This window comes from Nocardia macrotermitis (assembly GCF_009604405.1).
In the GTDB taxonomy this organism is placed as follows: Bacteria; Actinomycetota; Actinomycetes; order Mycobacteriales; family Mycobacteriaceae; genus Nocardia; species Nocardia macrotermitis.
On record NZ_WEGK01000014.1, the window covers coordinates 193,780 to 213,428 of the forward strand.

Consider the following 19,649-nt stretch of genomic DNA (forward strand, 5'->3'; position numbering starts at 1 on the left):
GAAAACCTTGGGAGACGGGCCGATCAGCGTTCACGCTTCGGCTTCCATCTCGGCGGCGTATTCGTTCATGAGGTGATCGGTCACGCTGTGCTGCTCGGCAGTCGCGGTAGCCGTAGCCGCGGGTGTGTGGCGTGGGCTGTGATCGGGTTCGATGATCTGCACGGTCTGCTCGGCGCGCGGGCGGTCACGGTGCTGCCCGTGTCCGGTGTCCTCGGCGATCAGTCCCCGCATCTGCTCGGCATAGGCTGCCGCGCGATGTTCCTGCGGAGTCGGTGCCGCAGCCTGTTCGGCGTCGGGCACGATGACCACGCGCAGACCGCTGTTGTTCGACTGCGCGTGGCTGGTTGCGTGCGCGGTAGGCCGGGCCTGGCGTTCGTTCTCCTGGGCTTCTTCTTCCGCGGCGCGTTGCCCGAATTCGTACAGCTTCACGAACAACGCAGCGTTGGCTTTCGCCTCCCGCTTCACCTGTGCTTGCGCGGCCTCGGCGTTCGCGCGTGTGGCGTTACCGGCAGTTCCCGACCGCTGTCCATTCGTCGGCGCGTGAGCCTCCTGCCGTTCACGCTGCGGATCAGAGTTCTCGCTGACATCTGTTGCAGCGGTGGCAGTTTGGCTGGCCGTGGCGATCCTGCGTTCCAGGGCATCGAGTTGTTCGGACAGATCATGGATCCGCCGGGTGGCCTCGTGCGCGAACCGGTCCGCCTCCGCGGTGTGCTGGGTCGCGGTCTGCGGGCGGGCGGTCGGTGCGGCGGTGGCGTCGAGGCGTTCGCTGTGCTTCGCGGCGCGCTGTTCACTGTCCGCGGCGACGTATCGGGCACCGATCGCGGCGTTCGCGTCGAGTTCCCGGAAGATGTTGTCCGACACCGGATTCATCGGATCCGCGTCCACCGCGTCCAGGGACTGGATCACCTGGCCGCGTTGTTCGGACGTCAGGGCGGTCTGATGCACAGTGTGCTCGATCCCGGCCCGCACACCAGCGAGATATCCAGCGTCCCTTGCTGTTTGCTCCGGCGTGGCTCCATGACGTGCGCGCGCGGCCACGGCGGATGCTTCGCGCTGGTAGTCCCGGACGCGTGCGGTGTACCAGGAACGGCTGACCGCGTTCTCGCGCACGAACTTCTCGTGCAAGCTGCGAGCCTCGGTGATCATTTCCTTCCACTGCCGCCGCGACAGCTTCATCGATCCATCCGAGGTCGCGGTGTGCAGGTGCCGCATCAGCTGTGTCAGCAGCGACATCAGCTGCGGCCAGCTGCGGGCCACCTCGTCCATCTCGCCGCTACCCGAATGCGTGCCCTCATCGGAGAAGATCACCGATTTACCGGTGCGCTGGGTCTGCCCGCTCATCGGGTCACCTGCCCCGACTCCACACCAACAGCAGCGTCGCGGGCTTGGGCGGCGCGCCAGGCCCGCCACCGCACCCGCGCCGGACGGGTGCGGGCGTACGCGAACCGGGACCCGGTGTGCGAGACCCGCACCGCGAACCCGGCGACGGTGTCACTGGTGGTCGACAGATCCGGGCGGCCCAGGCTGACGTACACCCCGAACCCGATCCAGCCCGCGAACCACAACAGCATCGGCGCGGTCGCGATCACCGGAGCACCGGACTCGGCGACCACCCACCCCACCGGCGCCATCACCGCGACCGCGGCGACCGCGGATTTCGCGCCGAACACTCGGCGGCGCGCTCGGGTCACCCACTTCGGGCGAACCACCTGTGCGGGGTCGATACCCGAAGACTCCATGAGCGCTTGCAGCTCACCGTCCCAATCCACACCGTTACCACCGCTGTTGTTGCTGGTCATGCGAGAACTCCTTCGAAAGACTGGTGATGGTTCCCCTCGACCGCCGCCGCTGGTGCGGGCAGTTCCAGAAGGCTGGTTTCCTGCACCGGACCGTGTTCGGTCTCGGTGTCCGGTGCGCCGATCGCCTCACCCGAGGGGGCGGACAAGTAGCGGCGCACGGTGCGCTTGCTCACGCCCAGATGCGCGGCGATCTCCGCGTGTGTCCACCCGTCACCGGACAACTCCCGCGCGGTCTGCCGCCGGGTGTCCGCCCCGGTGTCCTCACCCGGGTCGGTCGACGGTCCGATGGCCAGCCGGACACTCGGTGCTGGTGTTTCGGTGACCTCGGTGGCCACCTGTGCGGTGGTCACCTCGTCCCGCCGCGCCCGCGGTGTCCACACCGGCCCTACGAGGCGGTCATCGGGGGTTGCCACTTCCAGAGCCACGGGTGCGACCGGTTCGGGCGGCTCCGGTGATACCTCGACGGGTTCGGGGGTGGTGCTGGTTTCGCGAGCCAGGGTCATCGACAGCAGTGCGAATCCGCACACCACCATCAACCCATCGAGGGCCACCGGGCCGACACCGGCTGCGAGATGCCCGTATCCCCAGGTCACGAGCACATCCCGAAGGTGGGAGTAGGAGATGATCGCCGAACCCACCGCGACCGCGCCAGCACCGCCGTAGCGGGCCAATGCCCACAACCATCCGGACTGCCACCGCACCCGCGAGAGCACCTCCACACTCAACAGGAGCCCGATCGGCCACACCGCCGCACCGATCTGCGGCGCGATACCCGGTGTCCACCCCGCAGGCATATGCGCCGCGGGCAACCAGGTGTGCAGGACATTGGCCGCCACCGAGGACACCGACCCGAACACGAATCCCGCCCACGCCACGAACCGTCCCCGCTGCGGCGAACTCGACGCGCTCATCGTGTCCACCCCTTGTCCTCGGGGGTGTCCACCAGTGCGGCGGCACTGTCCGCCGGGGTGTCCGCACTCGTCGGCGTCGGCTTGCTCGGGTGACCGGGGCGGTCGGCGGGAATGGACGCGTAGTGGCGGGTGGCCACGTAGGCGCTGATGGAACGCAGGTAGTCGGTCATGACAGGCCTCCTGTGCCGATCTCCCCGAAGCGGGTCGAGCACTCGATCAGACGTGCCAGCCCGTTTGCGGCTTCTTGTTCCGAGCCGTAGCTGTGGTGAGTGACCCACCGCCCATCCGGGATGTAAAACCCGGTCTCGTGCCGATCCCCGGTGATGCGATGAGTCCATGCATCGGGCGCTGGCCAGTGCTTCATCGGCACCTGGGTGAACCACAACCGGCCCTGATCACCCGCAGTCTCCGTGTGATTGCTCATGCGGCTTCACCGCCTTCGCCGTCGAATCCCAGATCCGCGCGGCGAGCGCGCCCGGATTCCAGATCCCGCACCGTCTTGAGCGGCACCCGCGGCAATGTGCCCGTCGCCCACCGCTGCGCCAACGGATCCGCCGGGAGCGGCGCGATCTGGTCCTCATCGACCGGGATCACGTGCCCGAACCGGGCTTGCAGGGAGTGCACCCACACGATGTCGCCGCGTTCGAACTGCGCGAGCCGGTTCGGATCGATGAACCAGGTATCCCGATTCCCGAGCGAACCCTCATCCCCGGGCTTGCCGTCATGGGTCTTGCAGGTGCTCTCCGCGACCGGCGCGGACCCGAACACCTCCGAAACCTTCCCTCCCGCTTCAAGTTTCATCAGCAACGCACCCGACGGGCACGCCTCCAGCAGACGGCGACGGTCATCGGGGTTCTGGCCGAGTCCGTAGATGTTCTGTGCGGCGAAGATCGCGATCACACCCATACCCAGCAGGCGTTCGGCGATGTTGATCTGCGAGATACCGCCGGTCTTGTCCGCGACCGCGGACACCTCGTCCTCGATCAGCACGATCTGACGGTCGTGCTCGCCCGCGGCGAACTGCTCGATCAGCGTGTTCAACGCCGCGACCTGCGCACGGGCATACTCGCCGCGGACCGTGCCGGGCACGGTCGCATAGATCACATCGAAGCTATCGAGGGGTCGGCCGCCGTCGAAACCCTCACCGATCGCGGCGAAGATGTTGCGCATCTTGCCCGACACGTCCCCGATCGCGGGCGGCTTGTTCTTGCCCAACGCATCCAGCTCGTCCAGGATCGCTGTGTCGTTGGCGTACGCGCCGGTCAGCCAGTCGTTCGACAGTCGTTCCAGGAACTGCTGTTTCGAGCGCGGCGGCCCGCACGGAGCCTCGACCGCGAGCTTGATCACCCGGATCCGGTTCTGCTTGAAGTGCTCCGAACCCGCCTCGTTGGCCTGGACCGGGTTGATCATCGCTTCGAGGGTCGCGCACATGTCCTCGGTGTCCATCGCCCACAGATCCAGACGATTCGTGATCGGCCACAACGCAATTCGCGATGGTGCCACCCCGAGCCGCGCGGCGATCTTCACCACCTGACGGCCCGTCGCCAGACCGGGCTTGCCGCCCTTGCAGTCCACGAAAATCAGTAGCGGGCGTTTCTCCCCGGTCCGCACGTACCGGTGCCAGAACGCGGTATACAGAGCGGTGCCGTAGCGGACCAACATCGTGGTCTTACCGGCCTTCTGCGACATCCCCAGCACCACCTGATGTCCCAGACCCTCGATCGGGACCTCCAGCTTCGAGGACTTCTGATCCACCAACTGGGTGTAGGTATCAGGCTGTGACGCATCGACGTACTCCGACAGCGTGCCCAGCACGGCCTTGTTCTTGCGCCACCCGGTCACCAGCGGCGCACCGTACTTCGCGGCCTGGCGCGCGGCACGGGCCTTGCCCAATTCCTGACGACGCCGCAACTTGCGCGTCTTGGCGGGCTTGCCGATGCCCTCGGTGTTCAACCGGCCCAGGAACCGCGCCCGATACCAGGCCACGCAACCCAACGCCGCGGGCACCGCGGCAATCGACATCGCCACCGGGCCACCCACCCATGCGCCGTGCGCGATGAATTCGTGCGCGCCCTGCCACCACAACGACAACGGCGCAGTCCACGAACCCGACGCACACACCGCACCCACCGGCAACACCAGCGAACCGGCCGCATAGTTACGAACCTGCCGTGCCTCCAAAACCCGTTTGGAGGCAACAAGATTCACTCCCACACCCAGCGCCGCGGCGAACCCCACACCCACCGCCGAGGTACCCACCACACCCAACGCATCGGCCACAGTCGGCACATGCACATGCCAATCCGGCACATGCCACCCATTCGGCAACGACGGATTCGAGAACCCCGTACCCGAATGATGTTGCACCGGAACAGAACTCGACACCGGTACCACAGGCCCCGACGACACCGGCACCGGCGGTGCCGGTGCGACCGGTGCGGGTGTGCCGCAGTCCACAGGCGTGATCATCGGAAGACAATCGGTCATGATCACCGCACCCCTTTCTTACTCAAAGTCGTATCCAGGTCATGGATTTCGAGATTCGACAAACGCTCCACACCCCGCTTGTGCGCGAGCCGTGTCCCCGTGGACTCCACCGCCCTGCGCAAGGCCTCCCCACGCACGAAATACAAGACGCCCGCCAACTCGTGCCGATCCGCCGCATCCAGCGCACGAGCCATCGCAGCCATCAACCGGCCCGCACCGAACTTGCGAGACAACTCGACCTCGATCGCCCACACCTTGTCCGGATCACCGATGTCCTGGAACCACGCGTCATGCACATGCGCCCCCAACTGCCCGGACTCGGTCCGCAACCGGCGACGTAACAGCCGCTCGCTGGTCCAGACCTCCGGATCGGTCTCCAAACCGGTCAACGCCAACCGCAACTCGGTCAGCGCGGTCAGATGCGCCACGGTCGTGGGTTTCGGCCACCATGCGCCAGGGTCGAAATCCAAGTAACCCCAAGCACCTTCGCGCGTCATGTACACCCACAGTGGCCCCTGAGGCACCGCACCCGGCTCGTCGAAATGCTTCGAATTTCGCCACCGCCCCGGCGCACCGTAATCGACTCGCTCCACCAGCACGCGGCCCACTGATTTCCAACGCTTGACCATCTCGTGCAGCTGGCTCGACCCGATCTGCTCGACCTGCCCAATCAGCGACATCGGCACCCCACCTTGCTGCGCAATGAATTCCATCCACCGCGTATCACGCGGCTGCAACCGAACCTCCCGCCCGCTCATCGCGTCACCACCTGCGGAGTCCCCGAACCGCACTCCACAGGACGTGCCGCCACCTGCACACCCGGCGCGGGACAAGTGATGACGACCGGTGCCTCCTGCGCACGAGAGCCGAACAGCAACATCCCGCCGAACACCCCTGCTGCGAAGATGAACCCCGCCAACACCAGCACCGCGAACATCTGCGGCGGCATCGAATACGCCGCCTCCTCGCTCAAACGATTGGCGTTGAACTCCGGCCCGCCGAAGTGATCCAGCGGCGAGTAGCCCTGCACCCGAACAGTCCGACCCTGCGAACCAAAAAACGCGCTCATCGCCGACCACCCCGCCAACCAGTGGCTGCGCGCTTCCCGCGCCGACCGATCAGCCAGGCGACCCCCAACAAGATCGCTGCGACAAGTACCACCGATCCGAGCTGCGGATACTCCGCGCCAAGGATGACCAACCCTGCGGTCGCCAAGAGGGCAAGCATTACGCCACTCCCTTGCGATCGACGGCACCGTCCAGTGCAACCGTGGGCATGGGGCGAGCAAGGTTGAGCAGCTCTCCCTGATCGATACGGATCTGGTTCGACGCCAGCCGGTAGCCGGTCAACTTGCCTTCAGATATCCAGCGCCGCAACGTCTTTACGTGAACGTCTACCAGCGCGGCAGCTTCGGACAGGCGAATCAGTGTGGTTCCTCGACCCTCCGCGTCCTTGCGCGGTCGTGAACTTGTCATGATTTGATCTCCCTCGGTTGGACAACGTGTGAAAACTGCTCACAACCGAGGATGCGACCCAAAAAGGGCCGAAAAAAGGGCGGACAAGAGGACATTGATAGGCCGTTTTTGGACCCAAACGCCAGACAGGCCACCTATAGAGGACTAGACTGGGGACATGACCAACCCCGGCAACGCTGCACTTCGCGCCGCTCGACAAGCGCTCGGATACCGTTCGCAATCCGCGCTGGCTGACGCACTGAACGAGACTGCTCGAACAATCGGACTTCGCGTCTCGATCAACGCCCGGACCGTCCGCCGCTGGGAGTCGACCGAGCCGCCCTGGCCTCATCCTGAGCACGCAACCGCGCTCGAAGCCCTGTTCAAACGTTCGGTGTCGGAGTTGGGCTTTACGCCGCCGTGGTCTGAGAACCGGGAGTCGGAACGAACGGCAGCAGGTGCCCATCACGACACCTGGGCAACCCGTCACATCGCTGCGTCGGCTGCTGCGCTACCGCCTTCGGTTGCAACAGATTTCATGACGGTGACGGTCTCCCATCGCCACTTCTATTGGTCGATCCCAGCCGCGCGACTGCATCGTTCGGTTGCCGAACATGCCGCGCTGGGTGCTGATCTGTTGCAGCAACTGTCGGGATCGGCGAAAAAGCTTCTAGCACAAGCAGTTTCGGAATCAAGCTTGCTCGCCGGTCGACTCGAATTCTTCGATCTCCAACAACCAGATCTCGCTCAGCCGAGCTTTGTACTCGCGCTACAGGCTGCGCATGAGGCCGACGATCCTCTCCTCGGTGCCGCGGTACTTGCTCATATGGCCTTCGCACCGGCTTTCTCCGGCGATCCCTCCCGTGCGGAAGAGGCACGAGACAAGTTGCGCGCAGCCCGCGCGTTCGCACGTCGCGGAGACGCGAACGTGGAAGTCCTTGCATGGCTCGATGCGGTTGAGGCCGAGGTCGAAACCCGATTCGGAGATACCCGACGGGCTTTGAAGCTGGTACACCACGCCGAGGAGATCTACCAAGAACACGATGCCGACTCGAATCCATCACCAGCTTGGATGGACTGGTTCTCACCCATCCGGCTGGCGGGATTCAAAGGCAACACCCTGATGACCGCAGGGCGTGGTCGCGAAGCGCGAGAGACGCTGGAGCAAGTGCTCGCAGACCTGCCGGATGAGTCGATCAAGCAGCGCACTGTCTACCTGGCCGACATCGCGGCTGCCGCCGTTTTGGAACAGGATCCGGAACTGGCGTGCCGATACCTCGAAGAAGCGCTCGATCTCCTTGGTCGCAACTGGTACGCGACCGCGATGGATCGCGTCAAAGAAGTTCGTCAGTCGCTGCGAGAGTGGGATTCGCTCCCCGCGGTTCGAAGTCTCGACGATCGACTCTATGACTGGCACACAACAGTCAACTCGTTGATCGGCTGACTAATCGTTCTCTGCCACAACGATTTCCGAGAGTTCGCCAAGGTCGCGGATCTGCCAATCGGACAGATCCGCGACTTCTTGCTTGTTACGGTGAATCCATCCCCACGGCCCCCGCTGGAGATATGCGGTTCGCATCCCTGCGCGCTTGGCTGGCGCAACATCATTGTCGAGCCGGTCGCCAACGTAAACGATCTGCCCCGGTTCGCCCGGCGCGACCTCGACCACCTTGGCAAAGAACTCCGCTGAGGGCTTCTCGACACCCCAATCATCGGAGGTAGCAATGAAGTCGGTGGGTAGGTTCAAACTCCGCAGAATCTGACCTGATCGAACGGTCTGGTTGCCGACGATCCCAACCCAGACGCCGAGGTCTTGCAGCTTCGACAGCGTTGGGCGCACGTCCGGGTACAGATCTTCCTCGCCGTATGATTCCGGGTATCCTGCCGCGGCTCGGGCTTCGCGCTCCTTCTGTAGGTCGAACCCTGGGCGGAACACCTGGAAGGTTTCGCGATAGTCCTGGCCGGTCGCAATGACTGCTCCGAAGACCGAGACGAACGTATGTCGCGGAACGCCGAGCCAATCGGCCCAAGTGCCGTACTCGCGAGTCTCGTCAACCAGCGTTTCACCCACATCGAAGACCACCGCCGAAATCATGTTCCCAACCGTACCGTTCTTCATGTTCGAGGCTGCCGTCGAGGCAATCTGTTGACCGGGTGCCGCCTCGATGCAACTGGCTCATCGGTACCCGACTTCGGTGTGACTTTGGATATGGCGGAGAGCTTGTCCGCGAGTTCAACGTCCCGACTCTCAACAGCCCGTTGGTATCTCAGCGCGGCAGCCGCCGTAGTGTGGCCCAGACGGGCCTGTAGCTCCCTCAACGTTGCGCCAGCGTGCGCGGCCATCGTCGCACCAGTGACGCGAAGATCATGAAAACGCAGATCCGTTCGACCCGCAGATTCACGTCCTCGGTAGTAGTGCCGATAGAGCGTGCTCGGGGCCAAGTGGCCTCCATGGCCAGCGGGGAAGAGCAGAGCATCACTTTTGGGGGCGACGTGATCACGAAGGTGATCCCGAACTGCGCTATTGAGGTGCGGCGGAACGTTGACTTTGCGCACTCCAGCACGGGATTTCGGCGTTGTCGCGGTTCGCCCCTGTTTCTTGGTTCGGACAGCGCCGCGGCGCACATGAATCACGGTGCGCCCATCGACCCGGACGATGTCAGATCGCCGTAGTTCGGTCAGTTCGCCGAAACGAAGGGCACACCATGCGGCCAGCTGGACCATGAGTCTCAACCGATCAGGCATCTCAGCGACGATCAGATCCAACTCTTGCAACGTTGCCGGAGGTGCTTCGTGTACCGGGTCAACGGACCCGGCACCGTGGATCTTGGCCGGATTCGCGGGAATCTTCTCTTCGTCCTCAGCAGTGCCGAGGATTGTTCGCAGCAGTGAATAGGCGTGCGCCCGATAGGTTGGCCGGTCGATCAGCGTGGCGTCGTACCACTCGCGCACATCTTCTCGGCTGATCGATTTCAGCGGTAGAGTACCGAGCTCCGGGAAGATGTGATCATCAAGGATGTCCTGATAGTGCTCTCGGGTTCGGTCTTTCAACGGCCGACCTTTGACGAGCCGATGCTTCAACCAGTCGTTCGCGTACTCCTTGAAGGTCAGCCCGCCTTTGACGGACCCCGTCACTCCGGGGGGAGTCCACAGACCATCTCGAATCTCTCGATGCACACCTCGAAGCCAGTTTTTCGCATCGTCCTCTGTTGCGAAGGTCGTAGGGGCCTTGTGGCGTCGTAGGTCTGGTCCCGTATACCGAGCCTGATGGCGTCCCGATTGCAGCTGGCGAATCGTTCCGAACGACCGTTTGACTTCGCCATCCTTCCGTGCCATGCAACCTCCTTGCCCGATCAACAATGAGGCCAATCGTAGTGCCCAATCTGTGCCCAATCAACGGATTTCTGCCCAATCCGTGCCCGTCTGATGTCCACGTATGTTCATCAATATTCATGGTTGTCCATCAGAATAACTGCTGGTAGATAGGCTAAATATGCGAATCGCTGCTGGTGTCGAAGATTTGCGACACCAGGACACAATATTGGTTCAATCCCAGTATCGCGCACCGAATAGCAAGTCAGCCCCGGTTTCACCGGGGCTGACTTGTTTCGTGGGGTAAGCGTGGGGTTCGGGGCCTGAAACTATCCGCTTTCTTCTCCGAAGCCGATGGGGGCATCCCACGGCCGCAGACCTCTTGCGGGATTTCCCATACCGGCATCATGACGTTGTCATCTTCGAGGCAATCGAGGACTCGCTGCTGAAGAGGAGCCAGGCTCGCGGTCGGTCGATTTGACGTTCCAGTGGGTGGAAGGTGGAGGTTGGGGGGATGGATGACGTGGTGCGGTACACGATCGGGGAGTTGGCGGAGCGGACCGGGTTGTCGGCTCGGACTATTCGGTTCTGGTCGGATGCGGGGGTGATACCTCCGGTGGGGCGGTCGGCGGGTGGGTATCGGTTGTATGGGGTCGAGGCGGTGGGGCGGTTGGAGTTGGTGCGGACCCTGCGGGAGTTGGGGGTTGGGCTGGCGCGGGTGCGGGAGGTGCTCGAGCACGCCGGGCGGGCCGTCGAACAGGGGACCGCGCCCGAATCCGATTCCGGCCGTGCGGTTCTCGATCGCATCGTGCCCACGGACCTCGGGCCGACCGAGACCGCGGCACTGCTCGAATGGCTGGACCTGGTCGCCGAACCGCGCGTCGAACGGTACTGGGAGTTGTTGAGCCTCATCGACGATCGCCCGCTCGGACAGCGGGCCGTACCGGCGTTCGCGTGGCTGGCGGAGGCTGTGCGCGCGCACCGCTGATCTAGACCGGTCACCCCGTCCGAATCGGCTGCGGTGCACCATGATCAGCGCCGCACCGCCTCACACCGCCGACGCGCGGTAGGCGGTGATGTCGAACGTCGCGTTCTGCTGCCGGAACGAGGTCGCCGAGTCCGGCCACAGCAGGGTCAGGCGGCCGGTGCGTTCGTCGCGGTACCAGTTCGTGCAGCCGCCCCGGGTCCAGACGGTGTCGCGGGCCAGCTCATCGATGCGGCGGGTGGAGGTCCGCACGGCCTCGGGGGTGACCTCGAGGACCGTGTCCGCGGTGGAGGCCAGGTGGTCCAGCGCGCCCAGCACGTAATCGATCTGCGTCTCGATGACGTAGATCGCCGAATTGTGGCCCAGCGCGGCGTTCGGGCCGTCCAGGACGTACATGTTCGGGAAACCGTCGACCGTGGTGGAGGCGTGCGCGACCATGCCCTCGCTCCAGCGTTCGGCCAGCGGCAGGGCGCCCCGGCCCAGGATCTGCCGGGCGATGGGCAGTTGGGTGGTGTCGAAACCCGTTGCGAACACGAGTATTTCGGGGTCGTAGACGTTTCCGCTCGCCGCCTGCACGCCCGCGTCGGTCACCCTGGTCACCTCGGTCGGCTCGAGCCGGACGTGGTCGAGTTGCAGGGACGAGTAGTAGTCGTCGGAGAACAGGATCCGCTTGCAACCGATCTCGTAATCGGGTGTCAGCTGCCGGCGCAGTTCCGGGTCGGGGACCTGGCTCGACAGGTGGTCCAGGGCTCGCTGCTGGAGCAGATCGATTTCGGGATGCCGCCGTTTGCGGGCGGGGATGCTGCGTTCGGCCTCGGCGAACAGTTCGTCGCGCAGGGTGGAGATGGCGGCGGGGTCGGCCGCGAACTGCGACATCTCCTCGTGGCTGTAGAGGCGGTCGCCACGCGGCAGCACGTACGGCGCGGACCGTTGGAAGACGACGACCTCGCTGGCCTCACCGGCGAGCCGCGGCAGGATCTGGATCGCGGACGCGCCGGTCCCGACCAGCCCGACACGCTTGCCGACCAGCGATACCCGAGGGTTCCAGCGCGCGGAATGCCAATGCCTGCCACGGAATTCGCGCAGATTCCGCACCCGCGGGATCTTCGGTTCGGTGAGACGTCCGGTGGCCGCGACCAGCGTGACCGCCGCGAAGCTGCCGCGACTGGTGTGCACGATCCAGCGGCCGTCGGCTTCGTTCCATTGTGCTTGGCGCAGTGTGCAATTCAGCAGCAGATGCGGTTCCAGGCCCTCCTGCCGCACACAGGTGCGCAGATATTCGTGAATCTCCGCGCCCTCGGCGAAGATTCGCTTCCACCGCGGATTCGGCAGGAAGGAGAAGGAGTACAGGTGCGCCGGAATGTCGCATGCCACACCGGGATAGCGGTTGTCGCGCCAGGTGCCGCCGACGTCGTCGGCCTGTTCGATGATCACGAACGATTCGCGTCCGCGCCGGGCCAGTTGCGCGCCCATGCCGATGCCTGCGAAACCGGCGCCGACGATCAGCACGTCGACATGGGTGAGTTCAGACATCGGCGTATCCGGTGGTGCGCTGGCGGACGGTGCGGCCCAGGGTGTGCGCGGCCCGCTCGACCTCGCGGGTGGTGAGGGTGATTCCGGCCTCGGCGAAGGAATCGGGGGCCAGCGCGCCGTCCAGGAGCAGTCCGCCGAGGTCGTTGGCCCCGCCGCGCAACAGCGAGAGCGCCGCGTCGAATCCGAATTTCGGCCACGCGGCCTGGATGTTCGCGATCCGGCCGTGCAGCAGCAGGCGTGCGACGGCGTGGACCGCGCGGGTCTGTCGCCAGGTCGGGCCGGGCAGCGCGCCGACGCCGGGGGAGACCGGGCCGGGGGTGAATGGCATCGCGATGAATTCGTGGAAACCGCCGGTCCGGTCCTGGATTTCGGCGATCAGCCGCAGGTGGGCGAGCTGCTGCGCGGGGGTTTCGATGTGGCCGTAGACCATGGTGGAGGTCGAGAACAGGCCCGCGCGATGGGCGGCCTCGATCACCTCGGTCCAGCGGCGCACCGGCAGGTCGGGGCCGCCGAGCATACGGGCGCGGACCTCGTCGTCGAGGATGCGCGCGGCCGTGCCCGGGACCGAGCCGAGTCCGGCGGCGCGGGCGGCGGCGAGGAAATCGGGCAGGGGCAGATTCCGGCGCGCGGCGCCGTCGAGGAGTTCGGGGACGCGGAAGGCGTGCAGGTGGATCGGGCCCGCCGCGGCGATGGTCTCGATCAACGCCAGATAGTCGTCGTCGGTGTCGGCCGGGAGCGGGCCCTGCATGCAGATCTCGGTCGCGCCCAGCTCGCGCGCCTCGGCTACCAGGGCGGTGAGCCGGGCGCGGGCGGGCGCGCCGGTACCGGCGACCGCGGCGGTGTCCAGATTGCGGTTCACCGCGTAGGTCAGCACATCGCCGACGGCTTGTCGGCGCAGCCGATCGGCGGCCCGACACAGTTCTTCCAGCTCCGGCCCGTCGGCGCCGAGCAGCGCGATATAGCCCTCGTCGGGCAGGTCCGCCGGGGCGTCGGCCGCCTCGTCGAGCCACTTGCGCACCAAGCCCGCATCAGGCAAACCGGATCCGGCGACAACAACATCACCCACGACGCCAACCATACCGCCGCCCACCGACACGCCTCGGCACGCAGCCTGCTCACCGGTGGAGGCGGCTCCCCGAGCGTCGAGGCGGTCCCTTCGCTCGAACCGGCGAAACCCGCCCCCGAGTGCGTTCTGGGGGCAGGGAGGCTCGGGGTCGGTATGCCGGAATACGTTGGGCTACTTGCCCCGATGGGGTATATGTGCATGGTACGAATTCGACGTGACAAGGAGTTCGCCGTGGCCGACGGCCCGATCGATCTGCGCACCGATGTAGCGCATCCCGCCCGGATGTACGACTATTTCCTCGGTGGCAAGGATTTCTACGATGCCGACCGGGTCGCGGCCGAGCAGGCGTTGCAGAATTTCCCCGCGGTCCGGGTGACCGCCCGCACCAACCGTGATTTCATGCGGCACGCCACGCGATTCCTGGTCGGGCAGGGTGTGCGGCAGTTCCTGGACATCGGCACCGGTATTCCGACCGAACCCAATCTGCACCAGGTCGCGCAGGAGGGCGCGCCCGACGCGCGGGTGGTGTACGTCGACAACGATCCGATCGTGCTGGCGCACGCGCGGGCGCTGCTGGTCAGCACCGACGAGGGCCGCACCGCCTACGTCCAGGCCGACGCGAGTGATCCGGCCGCGATCCTGGCCTCGCCCGAACTGACCGAGACGTTGGATCTGACCCAGCCGGTCGCGGTGTCGCTGATGGCGCTGCTGCACTTCGTCCCGGGCGATGTGTACGAGGTCGTCAGGGCGCTGATGGAACCGCTGCCGGTCGGCTCCTATCTCGCAATGTCCCATGTGACAACGGATTTCGACGACGGCCCGGAGGATCCGGACGGGATGATGCGGCTGTTGCAGGTCTACATCGACCGCGGGATTCCGGTGCGTCCGCGCAGTCGCGCGGAGGTGGCGAGGTTCTTCGACGGCCTGGAACTGCTGGAGCCGGGCGTCGAGGTGATCCACCGCTGGCGCAACGAGGGCATCGAACATCCGCCGAGCCACGACAAGCAGGTGTCGCTGTGGGGCGCGATCGGCCGCAAGGTCTGAGCGATCACGCCGGGGCCTCGAGCATCGGGACCAGGAAACGCTCGGCCAGACTGGTGAGCTGGGTTTCGTCGTCGAGATCGATGAGCTGACTCGGAATCGCCAGGAAGGACGCGCAGACCCGGACCATGAGTTCGGCGACCATATCGGTGTCGACCCCGGCACCGATATTGCCCGCGCCCTGTTCCCGGCGCAGCTGTCCGGCAACGAACTGGCGAACCGCGGCGACCGTGCGTCCCTCGTCCCGCATCAGGATGCTGACCAGCAGATCTGGATCGGTGGCCAGCATCCCGCCGATCAGCGGGTTGCCCCGGATTGCCCGCAGTGAGCTGACGAAACCCATGACGACCCGGTCGCTGACGGTGCGCGCCTGGCGGATATCCACCAGGAACTGATCGAAATAACGCCGGAATTCGCGCAGGATCACCTGTTCGACCAGGGTGTCCTTGGTCGCGAAACGCCGATAGACGGTGATCCGCGAAACCTCGGCGCGCCGTGCGACATCCTCCATGGTCGAGCGCTGGATACCCATTCGGCAGAACTGCTCGTACGCCGAATCCAGTAGGCGCAAACGGATTTCGTCCACCTCGTCGACCTGTTCGAGCGCCTCGATGTAGGCGCGGGCGATCAACCGCTCCGCCCCCGAGGCCATCCCCGATTCCGCGTCTGCCACGACTCCTCCTACCCACGCGATCTCCGCCCACGATGCGACGACCGGAGTGCGACGGCGAAATATGTGACGATACGCCGACGTTGATCTCGGTTGACCGCGTCGGATGATACTGAGATACGACGTTCGATTCAGCGTATCACCCGGTTTGCCGGACTCGCTGCGGAAAATGCGCGGGAACATCGCGGATCACCGGGGCGACCCGCGATGTGGAGGGGGAAGGTGGCGGTTGCCGCGCTTACCTCGATTCAGCCCACATCGAGTTGTTCGAGTTCGCGACGCAGCAGTTTGCCGGTGGCGTTGCGCGGCAGTTCCTCGAGGAAGATCACCTCGCGCGGCACCTTGTGCCGAGCCAGATGCGTCTTGACGTAGGTCATGATCTCCTGGGCGTCGCCGGGGGCGTCCGCGGCCTGGACGACGAACGCGCGCAACCGTTTACCGAAATCGCGGTCGTCGACGGCGACCACAGCGGCCTCGAGTACGTCGGGCCGGTCCACGAGCAGGTTCTCGACCTCGAGCGGATAGACGTTCTCGCCGCCGGAGACGATCATGTCGTCCTCCCGGCCGTCGATGAAAAGCCTTCCGGCGGAATCGAAATGGCCGAGATCCCCGCTGCACAGCAGGCCGTCGACGATCTCCTTGTGCCGGCCGTCGGTGTACCCGGAGAAGCTCAGGCCGCTGGAGACGAAGATGGCGCCGATCACGCCCGGTTCGGTGACGACGCGGCGTTGCTCGTCGTAGATCGCGACCCGGCAACCGACCGGCGGACGGCCGACCGTGCCTGGCGCACAACGCATGTCCTCGGGCGTGGCCACCGCGGCGACGGCGACCTCGGTGGAGGCGTAGAGGTTGTACAGGACCTCGCCGAAGACCTGTTCGGTGCGGCGGCTCAGGTCAGGGGAGAGCGAGGACCCGGCCGCGAACACCACCCGCAGGCTCGAGGTGTCGTGCCGGGACAGCACCTCCTCGCCGAGATCGACGATCCGCTGCAACATGGTCGGCACCAGAACCAGTGCTGCCGCACCGTGTTTCGCGATATCGGCGAGGGTGCCCTCGGCGTCGAACTTGCGCTGACGGCAGACGATCGCGTTGCCCAGCGCCCAGCCCAGCGTCAGCTGGGACAGGCCGGTACCGTGGAACGTGGGCGCGGCCATGATCATCACCGAGTCACGCGGCAGCGGTATGCGATCCAGGAACTGCGCGGACTGTAGCGGCGAAACCTTGTCGCGCGGAGCGCCTTTGGGCGTGCCGGTGGTGCCGCTGGTCAGGATGACGATGCCGCCCGGACGTTCCGGGGCGGCCAGGGCGCCGGTGGGGTGGGCCTCGACCAGGGCGTCGACCGTCGCGATCGGCCCGGACGCGAGGTCGGGATCGTCTGTCCAGGTGAGGAATCGGGGCACGCTCTCGGGAACGTCGCCGAGCAGGCCGAGGAATTCCTCGTCGAGCAGGATCGCGCCGACCTGCTCTCGCTCGGCGACCGCGGCCAGCTGCGGACCGCCGAATCCCGTGTTCATCAACACGATTCGCACGCCGAGCTTCCCGGCGGCCAGCAGCGAGAGCATCATGCCGCGGTGGTCGCGGCACAGCAGCGCGGCGACCGTGCCCGGGGCCAGACCCGAGGCGGCCAGGCCGCGGGCCAGCGCGTCGGATTGCGCGTCGAGCTGTTCGAAGGTGAGGGTGCCGCGTTCGTCGATCAGGGCGTTCGAGCCGGGCCGGGTGCGCCGGGCGTGGCGCAGGACCGTGACGAACGGACCGTAGATGCCGGAATCATGCACGGTTCGTATCAGCTCGATGGGGTGGTGGGGTTCGACGACGCCGCGCCGGAAGAGCACCGACAGTGCCGCGAGGGGCTCCGCGATCGCCTTCGACGCCGCTTTGAAACTCGATGGTGCCCTCACTTACCACTCCTGATCGATCGCTGATATGAGTGAATTCACCTGCGTATGAGCATGTTACTAGCGCTGCCGAGTTGCGCAGGTCACAATAGGTGAACAAGAATGTTCAGTAACTTACAACATCGCTTGCCGAGACGCGAGTCCCGACCCCGAGCATTGTCAGGCGCAATCCGCGCTGACATGATGGTGTGAAAATCATCTCATCGACTCGTGGAGTTCTCATGTCTCTCCCCACCCGATTCCTGCGTCGGAACGATCCGGTCGACGACTCCGCGCCCGCGCGGCGGCGGTTCATGGCCGGTCCCGCGGCGCTGCTGGGCGGCCCGGCGAACGTCATCATGCAACTGGGGCTGCCGCCGGTGGGCCGGGGCGTGATCGAGAGCAAGGTCGAGAGCGGCCGCTACGACCTGCATCCGCGCAAGCGCGGCCGCACCACCCTGACCTACCTGGCCGTGGCGATGCTGGGCACCGACGAGGATCGCGAGACCTATCGCGCGGCGGTGAACACCGCGCATCGCCAGGTCCGCTCGGATGCGTCGAGTCCGGTGGCGTACAACGCTTTCAACCCCGAATTGCAGCTGTGGGTCGCCGCGTGCCTGTATCGCGGCACGCTGGATTCGCTGACCTTCCTGTACGGCGGTATCGACGAGGAATCCGCCGACGAGCTGTATCACGAGGCCGCGCGCTTCGGCACCACGTTGCAGGTGCGGCCGGAGATGTGGCCCGCGGATCGGGCCGCATTCGCGGAGTACTGGGACTCCCGGGTCGGCACGTTGTCCTTCGACGCCGAGGTGCGCCGGTACCTGCTCGAGCAGGTCGTCGATCTCGGGCCGTACGGCGCGGTGCAGCGGACCCTGTTCCGGCGGGCGAATCGGTTCTTCACCACAGGCTATCTGCCGCAACAGTTCCGGGACGAACTGGACATGGAGTGGGGTCCGGGCCGGCAGCGCGCGTTCGAGGTGATCATGCGGGCGATCGGCGCGGTGTTCACCGTGCTACCGGAGAGCTACCGGCTGTACCCGTTCGAGACGTATCTGCACGAGATGCGGGCCCGGCACGCGCAGGGGAAACCGCTTGTCTAGCGGGAAAAATCCGGTTACTCGGCTTGTGATGGCAGACACAGTGTGCTGATATAGAGATACGCAGATGCACACTTTGTATCTCTGTATCAGTGACTCGACGAAGAGGAACGTGGCATGGATGGCATCGGACTCAACAGACGTGACGCGTTGCGGGTCGGCAGTGGTTTCGTAGGAGCCGCCGGCGCGCTCGCACTGGGCGCGCGAACGGTCAGGGCAGAGCCTTGGACCTGGTCGCCCAGCGGTTCGGTTCTCGGTAGCGGCAAGGGCGCGGACCCGATGACGGTGTGGGACTCGGAAGCCGATCCGGTGATCGCCGACGTGATGGACCACGCGGATGTGCCGCAGGTCAACCGGCTGTTGGCGACGTGGATCAAGAACGATCAGCCGATTCCCGCGGGGCTGCCGAAGAATCTGCGTGACTTCATGGAATACGCGCGGCAGCTGCCGTCGTGGACCGATCAGGGCAAGCTGGCCAACTCGTTCCAGTTCACCCAGCGGCGCGGGACGTACCTCGGGGTGCTGTACGCGTTCGCCAGCGGCATGATGGCGAACGTCATCCCGCACGAGGCGCTCGCGGTGTACTACTCCCGTGGGGGGTCGCACCTGAAGGAGCGCATCGCCAAGACCGCGAAATTCGGGTACGACATCGGCACGGTCAACGCCTACGGTCCCGGCGGGGAAATGGTCGTGACCTGCGTCAAGACGCGGATCATCCACGCTGCCGTGCGGCATCTGCTGCCGACCGCGCCGGTCTGGCCGAAGGGACACATCCCGATCAGCCAGGACGACATGATGGTCACCTGGCACAGCCTGGGCACCACCATCATGCGTGTGCTGACCGAGTGGAAGATCCCCATGCCGGCCGCGGAATCGGAAGGCTACCTGCACAGTTGGCAACTGGCCGGGCATCTGCTCGGTATCCGCGACGAGTACATCCCCGTGTCGTGGGATCAGGCCAATATCCAGGCCGCGCAGGTGCTGGATCCGATCATCGCGCCCACGCCGGAGGGTAAGGCGCTGTCCAACGACCTGTTGAATCTCGGTGCCGACCTGGATCTGACCCTGCTCAGCAGGCCGATCCTGGGTGCTTTCACCCGATTCATCCTGGGCGACAAGATCGCCGATTGGCTGGCCATTCCGCGTGAGCCGGTCTGGGGACCGCTGTTGCAGTTCAGCTGGGGTCCGTTCCTCGCTGTGCGTGAGGGCATCCTCGGGGTCGTGCCGCCCTCCAAGGACGCGTACTGGATGTTCGACGAGTTCCTGCGCCAGTTCGTCCTGTGGTACATCTCCGAGCTGCGGATGCCGCTGAGCATCGAAATCCCCCAGACCAACCGGTAATTCACCCCATCCGCCCGCTGCGGCGCACGGGTGATCGGCCCGTGGTCTGTATGCCGCCGCAGTCGGGTGGTCGAGC

At 65.5% G+C, this 19,649-nt stretch carries 20 protein-coding genes; 5 read left to right on the forward strand and 15 right to left on the reverse strand.

Annotated elements, in window-relative coordinates; genetic code table 11:
- Nucleotides 1–30 precede the first annotated feature (30 nt).
- The 9 genes from NRB20_RS28590 to NRB20_RS28630 all read right to left on the reverse strand — a co-directional run bounded on the left by NRB20_RS28590 (nucleotide 31) and on the right by NRB20_RS28630 (nucleotide 6,672).
- Nucleotides 31–1,341: a hypothetical protein gene (locus NRB20_RS28590; RefSeq protein ID WP_153414453.1), complete on the reverse strand. Its 1,311-nt coding sequence runs from the start codon at nucleotides 1,339–1,341 to the stop codon at nucleotides 31–33.
- Nucleotides 1,338–1,799 (reverse strand): hypothetical protein, encoded by a 462-nt coding sequence (locus tag NRB20_RS28595; protein WP_153414455.1) that lies wholly within the window; start codon nucleotides 1,797–1,799, stop codon nucleotides 1,338–1,340. Before NRB20_RS28595 ends, NRB20_RS28590 begins: the two co-directional genes overlap by 4 nt.
- The gene (locus tag NRB20_RS28600; protein WP_153414457.1) at nucleotides 1,796–2,710 is read right to left on the reverse strand and encodes a helix-turn-helix domain-containing protein; all 915 of its coding nucleotides are present in this window, start codon (nucleotides 2,708–2,710) and stop codon (nucleotides 1,796–1,798) included. The genes NRB20_RS28595 and NRB20_RS28600 overlap by 4 nt, the downstream gene beginning before the upstream one ends.
- Nucleotides 2,707–2,880, reverse strand: a complete 174-nt coding sequence (locus tag NRB20_RS28605; RefSeq protein ID WP_153414459.1) for a hypothetical protein — start codon at nucleotides 2,878–2,880, stop codon at nucleotides 2,707–2,709. Before NRB20_RS28605 ends, NRB20_RS28600 begins: the two co-directional genes overlap by 4 nt.
- A complete protein-coding gene (locus NRB20_RS28610; RefSeq protein WP_153414461.1) occupies nucleotides 2,877–3,134 on the reverse strand; it encodes a hypothetical protein in 258 nt (85 codons plus the stop codon). Before NRB20_RS28610 ends, NRB20_RS28605 begins: the two co-directional genes overlap by 4 nt.
- Nucleotides 3,131–5,005: a hypothetical protein gene (locus NRB20_RS28615; protein ID WP_153414463.1), complete on the reverse strand. Its 1,875-nt coding sequence runs from the start codon at nucleotides 5,003–5,005 to the stop codon at nucleotides 3,131–3,133. Before NRB20_RS28615 ends, NRB20_RS28610 begins: the two co-directional genes overlap by 4 nt.
- A 194-nt stretch (nucleotides 5,006–5,199) precedes the next feature.
- Entirely contained in the window at nucleotides 5,200–5,877 is a 678-nt protein-coding gene (locus NRB20_RS28620) for a hypothetical protein (RefSeq protein WP_153414465.1), read from the reverse strand.
- Nucleotides 5,878–5,951: 74 nt separating this feature from the next.
- The gene (locus tag NRB20_RS28625) at nucleotides 5,952–6,266 is read right to left on the reverse strand and encodes a hypothetical protein (RefSeq protein WP_153414467.1); all 315 of its coding nucleotides are present in this window, start codon (nucleotides 6,264–6,266) and stop codon (nucleotides 5,952–5,954) included.
- Nucleotides 6,267–6,423: 157 nt separating this feature from the next.
- Nucleotides 6,424–6,672: a helix-turn-helix domain-containing protein gene (locus NRB20_RS28630; protein WP_153414469.1), complete on the reverse strand. Its 249-nt coding sequence runs from the start codon at nucleotides 6,670–6,672 to the stop codon at nucleotides 6,424–6,426.
- A gap of 157 nt (nucleotides 6,673–6,829) precedes the next feature.
- Between NRB20_RS28630 and NRB20_RS28635 the strand changes: the two genes are divergently transcribed.
- The gene (locus tag NRB20_RS28635) at nucleotides 6,830–8,095 is read left to right on the forward strand and encodes a transcriptional regulator (RefSeq protein WP_153414471.1); all 1,266 of its coding nucleotides are present in this window, start codon (nucleotides 6,830–6,832) and stop codon (nucleotides 8,093–8,095) included.
- On the opposite strand, the gene NRB20_RS28640 is transcribed toward NRB20_RS28635, so the two are convergent.
- The gene (locus NRB20_RS28640; protein ID WP_153414473.1) at nucleotides 8,096–8,746 is read right to left on the reverse strand and encodes an HAD family hydrolase; all 651 of its coding nucleotides are present in this window, start codon (nucleotides 8,744–8,746) and stop codon (nucleotides 8,096–8,098) included.
- Between the two features lie 20 nt (nucleotides 8,747–8,766).
- Nucleotides 8,767–9,987, reverse strand: coding sequence for a tyrosine-type recombinase/integrase (locus NRB20_RS28645; protein WP_153414475.1), 1,221 nt, complete (start codon nucleotides 9,985–9,987; stop codon nucleotides 8,767–8,769).
- A gap of 490 nt (nucleotides 9,988–10,477) precedes the next feature.
- Between NRB20_RS28645 and NRB20_RS28650 the strand changes: the two genes are divergently transcribed.
- The gene (locus tag NRB20_RS28650; protein ID WP_153414477.1) at nucleotides 10,478–10,951 is read left to right on the forward strand and encodes a MerR family transcriptional regulator; all 474 of its coding nucleotides are present in this window, start codon (nucleotides 10,478–10,480) and stop codon (nucleotides 10,949–10,951) included.
- Nucleotides 10,952–11,011: 60 nt separating this feature from the next.
- Here NRB20_RS28650 and NRB20_RS28655 read toward each other — a convergent pair whose 3' ends face one another.
- Both NRB20_RS28655 and NRB20_RS28660 read right to left on the reverse strand, forming a co-directional pair.
- Nucleotides 11,012–12,481 (reverse strand): flavin-containing monooxygenase, encoded by a 1,470-nt coding sequence (locus NRB20_RS28655; protein WP_153414479.1) that lies wholly within the window; start codon nucleotides 12,479–12,481, stop codon nucleotides 11,012–11,014.
- Nucleotides 12,474–13,547 carry an FO synthase gene (locus tag NRB20_RS28660; RefSeq protein ID WP_227833974.1) on the reverse strand — a complete coding sequence of 358 codons (1,074 nt, stop codon included), beginning with the start codon at nucleotides 13,545–13,547 and terminating at the stop codon, nucleotides 12,474–12,476. The genes NRB20_RS28655 and NRB20_RS28660 overlap by 8 nt, the downstream gene beginning before the upstream one ends.
- A 231-nt stretch (nucleotides 13,548–13,778) precedes the next feature.
- Here NRB20_RS28660 and NRB20_RS28665 point away from each other — a divergent pair, with 231 nt between their 5' ends.
- Complete coding sequence (locus NRB20_RS28665) at nucleotides 13,779–14,591, forward strand: SAM-dependent methyltransferase (RefSeq protein ID WP_319945512.1); 813 nt, start codon at nucleotides 13,779–13,781, stop codon at nucleotides 14,589–14,591.
- A 4-nt stretch (nucleotides 14,592–14,595) separates the two neighbouring features.
- On the opposite strand, the gene NRB20_RS28670 is transcribed toward NRB20_RS28665, so the two are convergent.
- Entirely contained in the window at nucleotides 14,596–15,240 is a 645-nt protein-coding gene (locus NRB20_RS28670; protein ID WP_153414556.1) for a TetR/AcrR family transcriptional regulator, read from the reverse strand.
- Between the two features lie 266 nt (nucleotides 15,241–15,506).
- Nucleotides 15,507–17,156, reverse strand: coding sequence for an acyl-CoA synthetase (locus NRB20_RS28675; protein ID WP_319945514.1), 1,650 nt, complete (start codon nucleotides 17,154–17,156; stop codon nucleotides 15,507–15,509).
- A 218-nt stretch (nucleotides 17,157–17,374) separates the two neighbouring features.
- Between NRB20_RS28675 and NRB20_RS28680 the strand changes: the two genes are divergently transcribed.
- The gene (locus tag NRB20_RS28680) at nucleotides 17,375–18,235 is read left to right on the forward strand and encodes an oxygenase MpaB family protein (protein ID WP_153414483.1); all 861 of its coding nucleotides are present in this window, start codon (nucleotides 17,375–17,377) and stop codon (nucleotides 18,233–18,235) included.
- A gap of 114 nt (nucleotides 18,236–18,349) precedes the next feature.
- A complete protein-coding gene (locus tag NRB20_RS28685) occupies nucleotides 18,350–19,573 on the forward strand; it encodes an oxygenase MpaB family protein (RefSeq protein WP_153414485.1) in 1,224 nt (407 codons plus the stop codon).
- Nucleotides 19,574–19,649: the final 76 nt, after the last annotated feature.

Bases quoted from the DNA above. Each gene is read 5' to 3' on its own strand.
- NRB20_RS28620 (WP_153414465.1), bottom strand. From the start codon at position 5,877: ATGTCGCTGATTGGGCAGGTCGAGCAGATCGGGTCGAGCCAGCTGCAC.
- NRB20_RS28650 (WP_153414477.1), top strand. From the start codon at position 10,478: ATGGATGACGTGGTGCGGTACACGATCGGGGAGTTGGCGGAGCGGACC.
- NRB20_RS28600 (WP_153414457.1), bottom strand. From the start codon at position 2,710: ATGAGCGCGTCGAGTTCGCCGCAGCGGGGACGGTTCGTGGCGTGGGCG.
- NRB20_RS28655 (WP_153414479.1), bottom strand. From the start codon at position 12,481: ATGTCTGAACTCACCCATGTCGACGTGCTGATCGTCGGCGCCGGTTTC.
- NRB20_RS28640 (WP_153414473.1), bottom strand. From the start codon at position 8,746: ATGATTTCGGCGGTGGTCTTCGATGTGGGTGAAACGCTGGTTGACGAG.
- NRB20_RS28595 (WP_153414455.1), bottom strand. From the start codon at position 1,799: ATGACCAGCAACAACAGCGGTGGTAACGGTGTGGATTGGGACGGTGAG.
- NRB20_RS28645 (WP_153414475.1), bottom strand. From the start codon at position 9,987: ATGGCACGGAAGGATGGCGAAGTCAAACGGTCGTTCGGAACGATTCGC.
- NRB20_RS28670 (WP_153414556.1), bottom strand. From the start codon at position 15,240: ATGGCCTCGGGGGCGGAGCGGTTGATCGCCCGCGCCTACATCGAGGCG.
- NRB20_RS28605 (WP_153414459.1), bottom strand. From the start codon at position 2,880: ATGACCGACTACCTGCGTTCCATCAGCGCCTACGTGGCCACCCGCCAC.
- NRB20_RS28625 (WP_153414467.1), bottom strand. From the start codon at position 6,266: ATGAGCGCGTTTTTTGGTTCGCAGGGTCGGACTGTTCGGGTGCAGGGC.
- NRB20_RS28680 (WP_153414483.1), top strand. From the start codon at position 17,375: ATGTCTCTCCCCACCCGATTCCTGCGTCGGAACGATCCGGTCGACGAC.
- NRB20_RS28630 (WP_153414469.1), bottom strand. From the start codon at position 6,672: ATGACAAGTTCACGACCGCGCAAGGACGCGGAGGGTCGAGGAACCACA.
- NRB20_RS28685 (WP_153414485.1), top strand. From the start codon at position 18,350: ATGGATGGCATCGGACTCAACAGACGTGACGCGTTGCGGGTCGGCAGT.
- NRB20_RS28610 (WP_153414461.1), bottom strand. From the start codon at position 3,134: ATGAGCAATCACACGGAGACTGCGGGTGATCAGGGCCGGTTGTGGTTC.
- NRB20_RS28635 (WP_153414471.1), top strand. From the start codon at position 6,830: ATGACCAACCCCGGCAACGCTGCACTTCGCGCCGCTCGACAAGCGCTC.
- NRB20_RS28590 (WP_153414453.1), bottom strand. From the start codon at position 1,341: ATGAGCGGGCAGACCCAGCGCACCGGTAAATCGGTGATCTTCTCCGAT.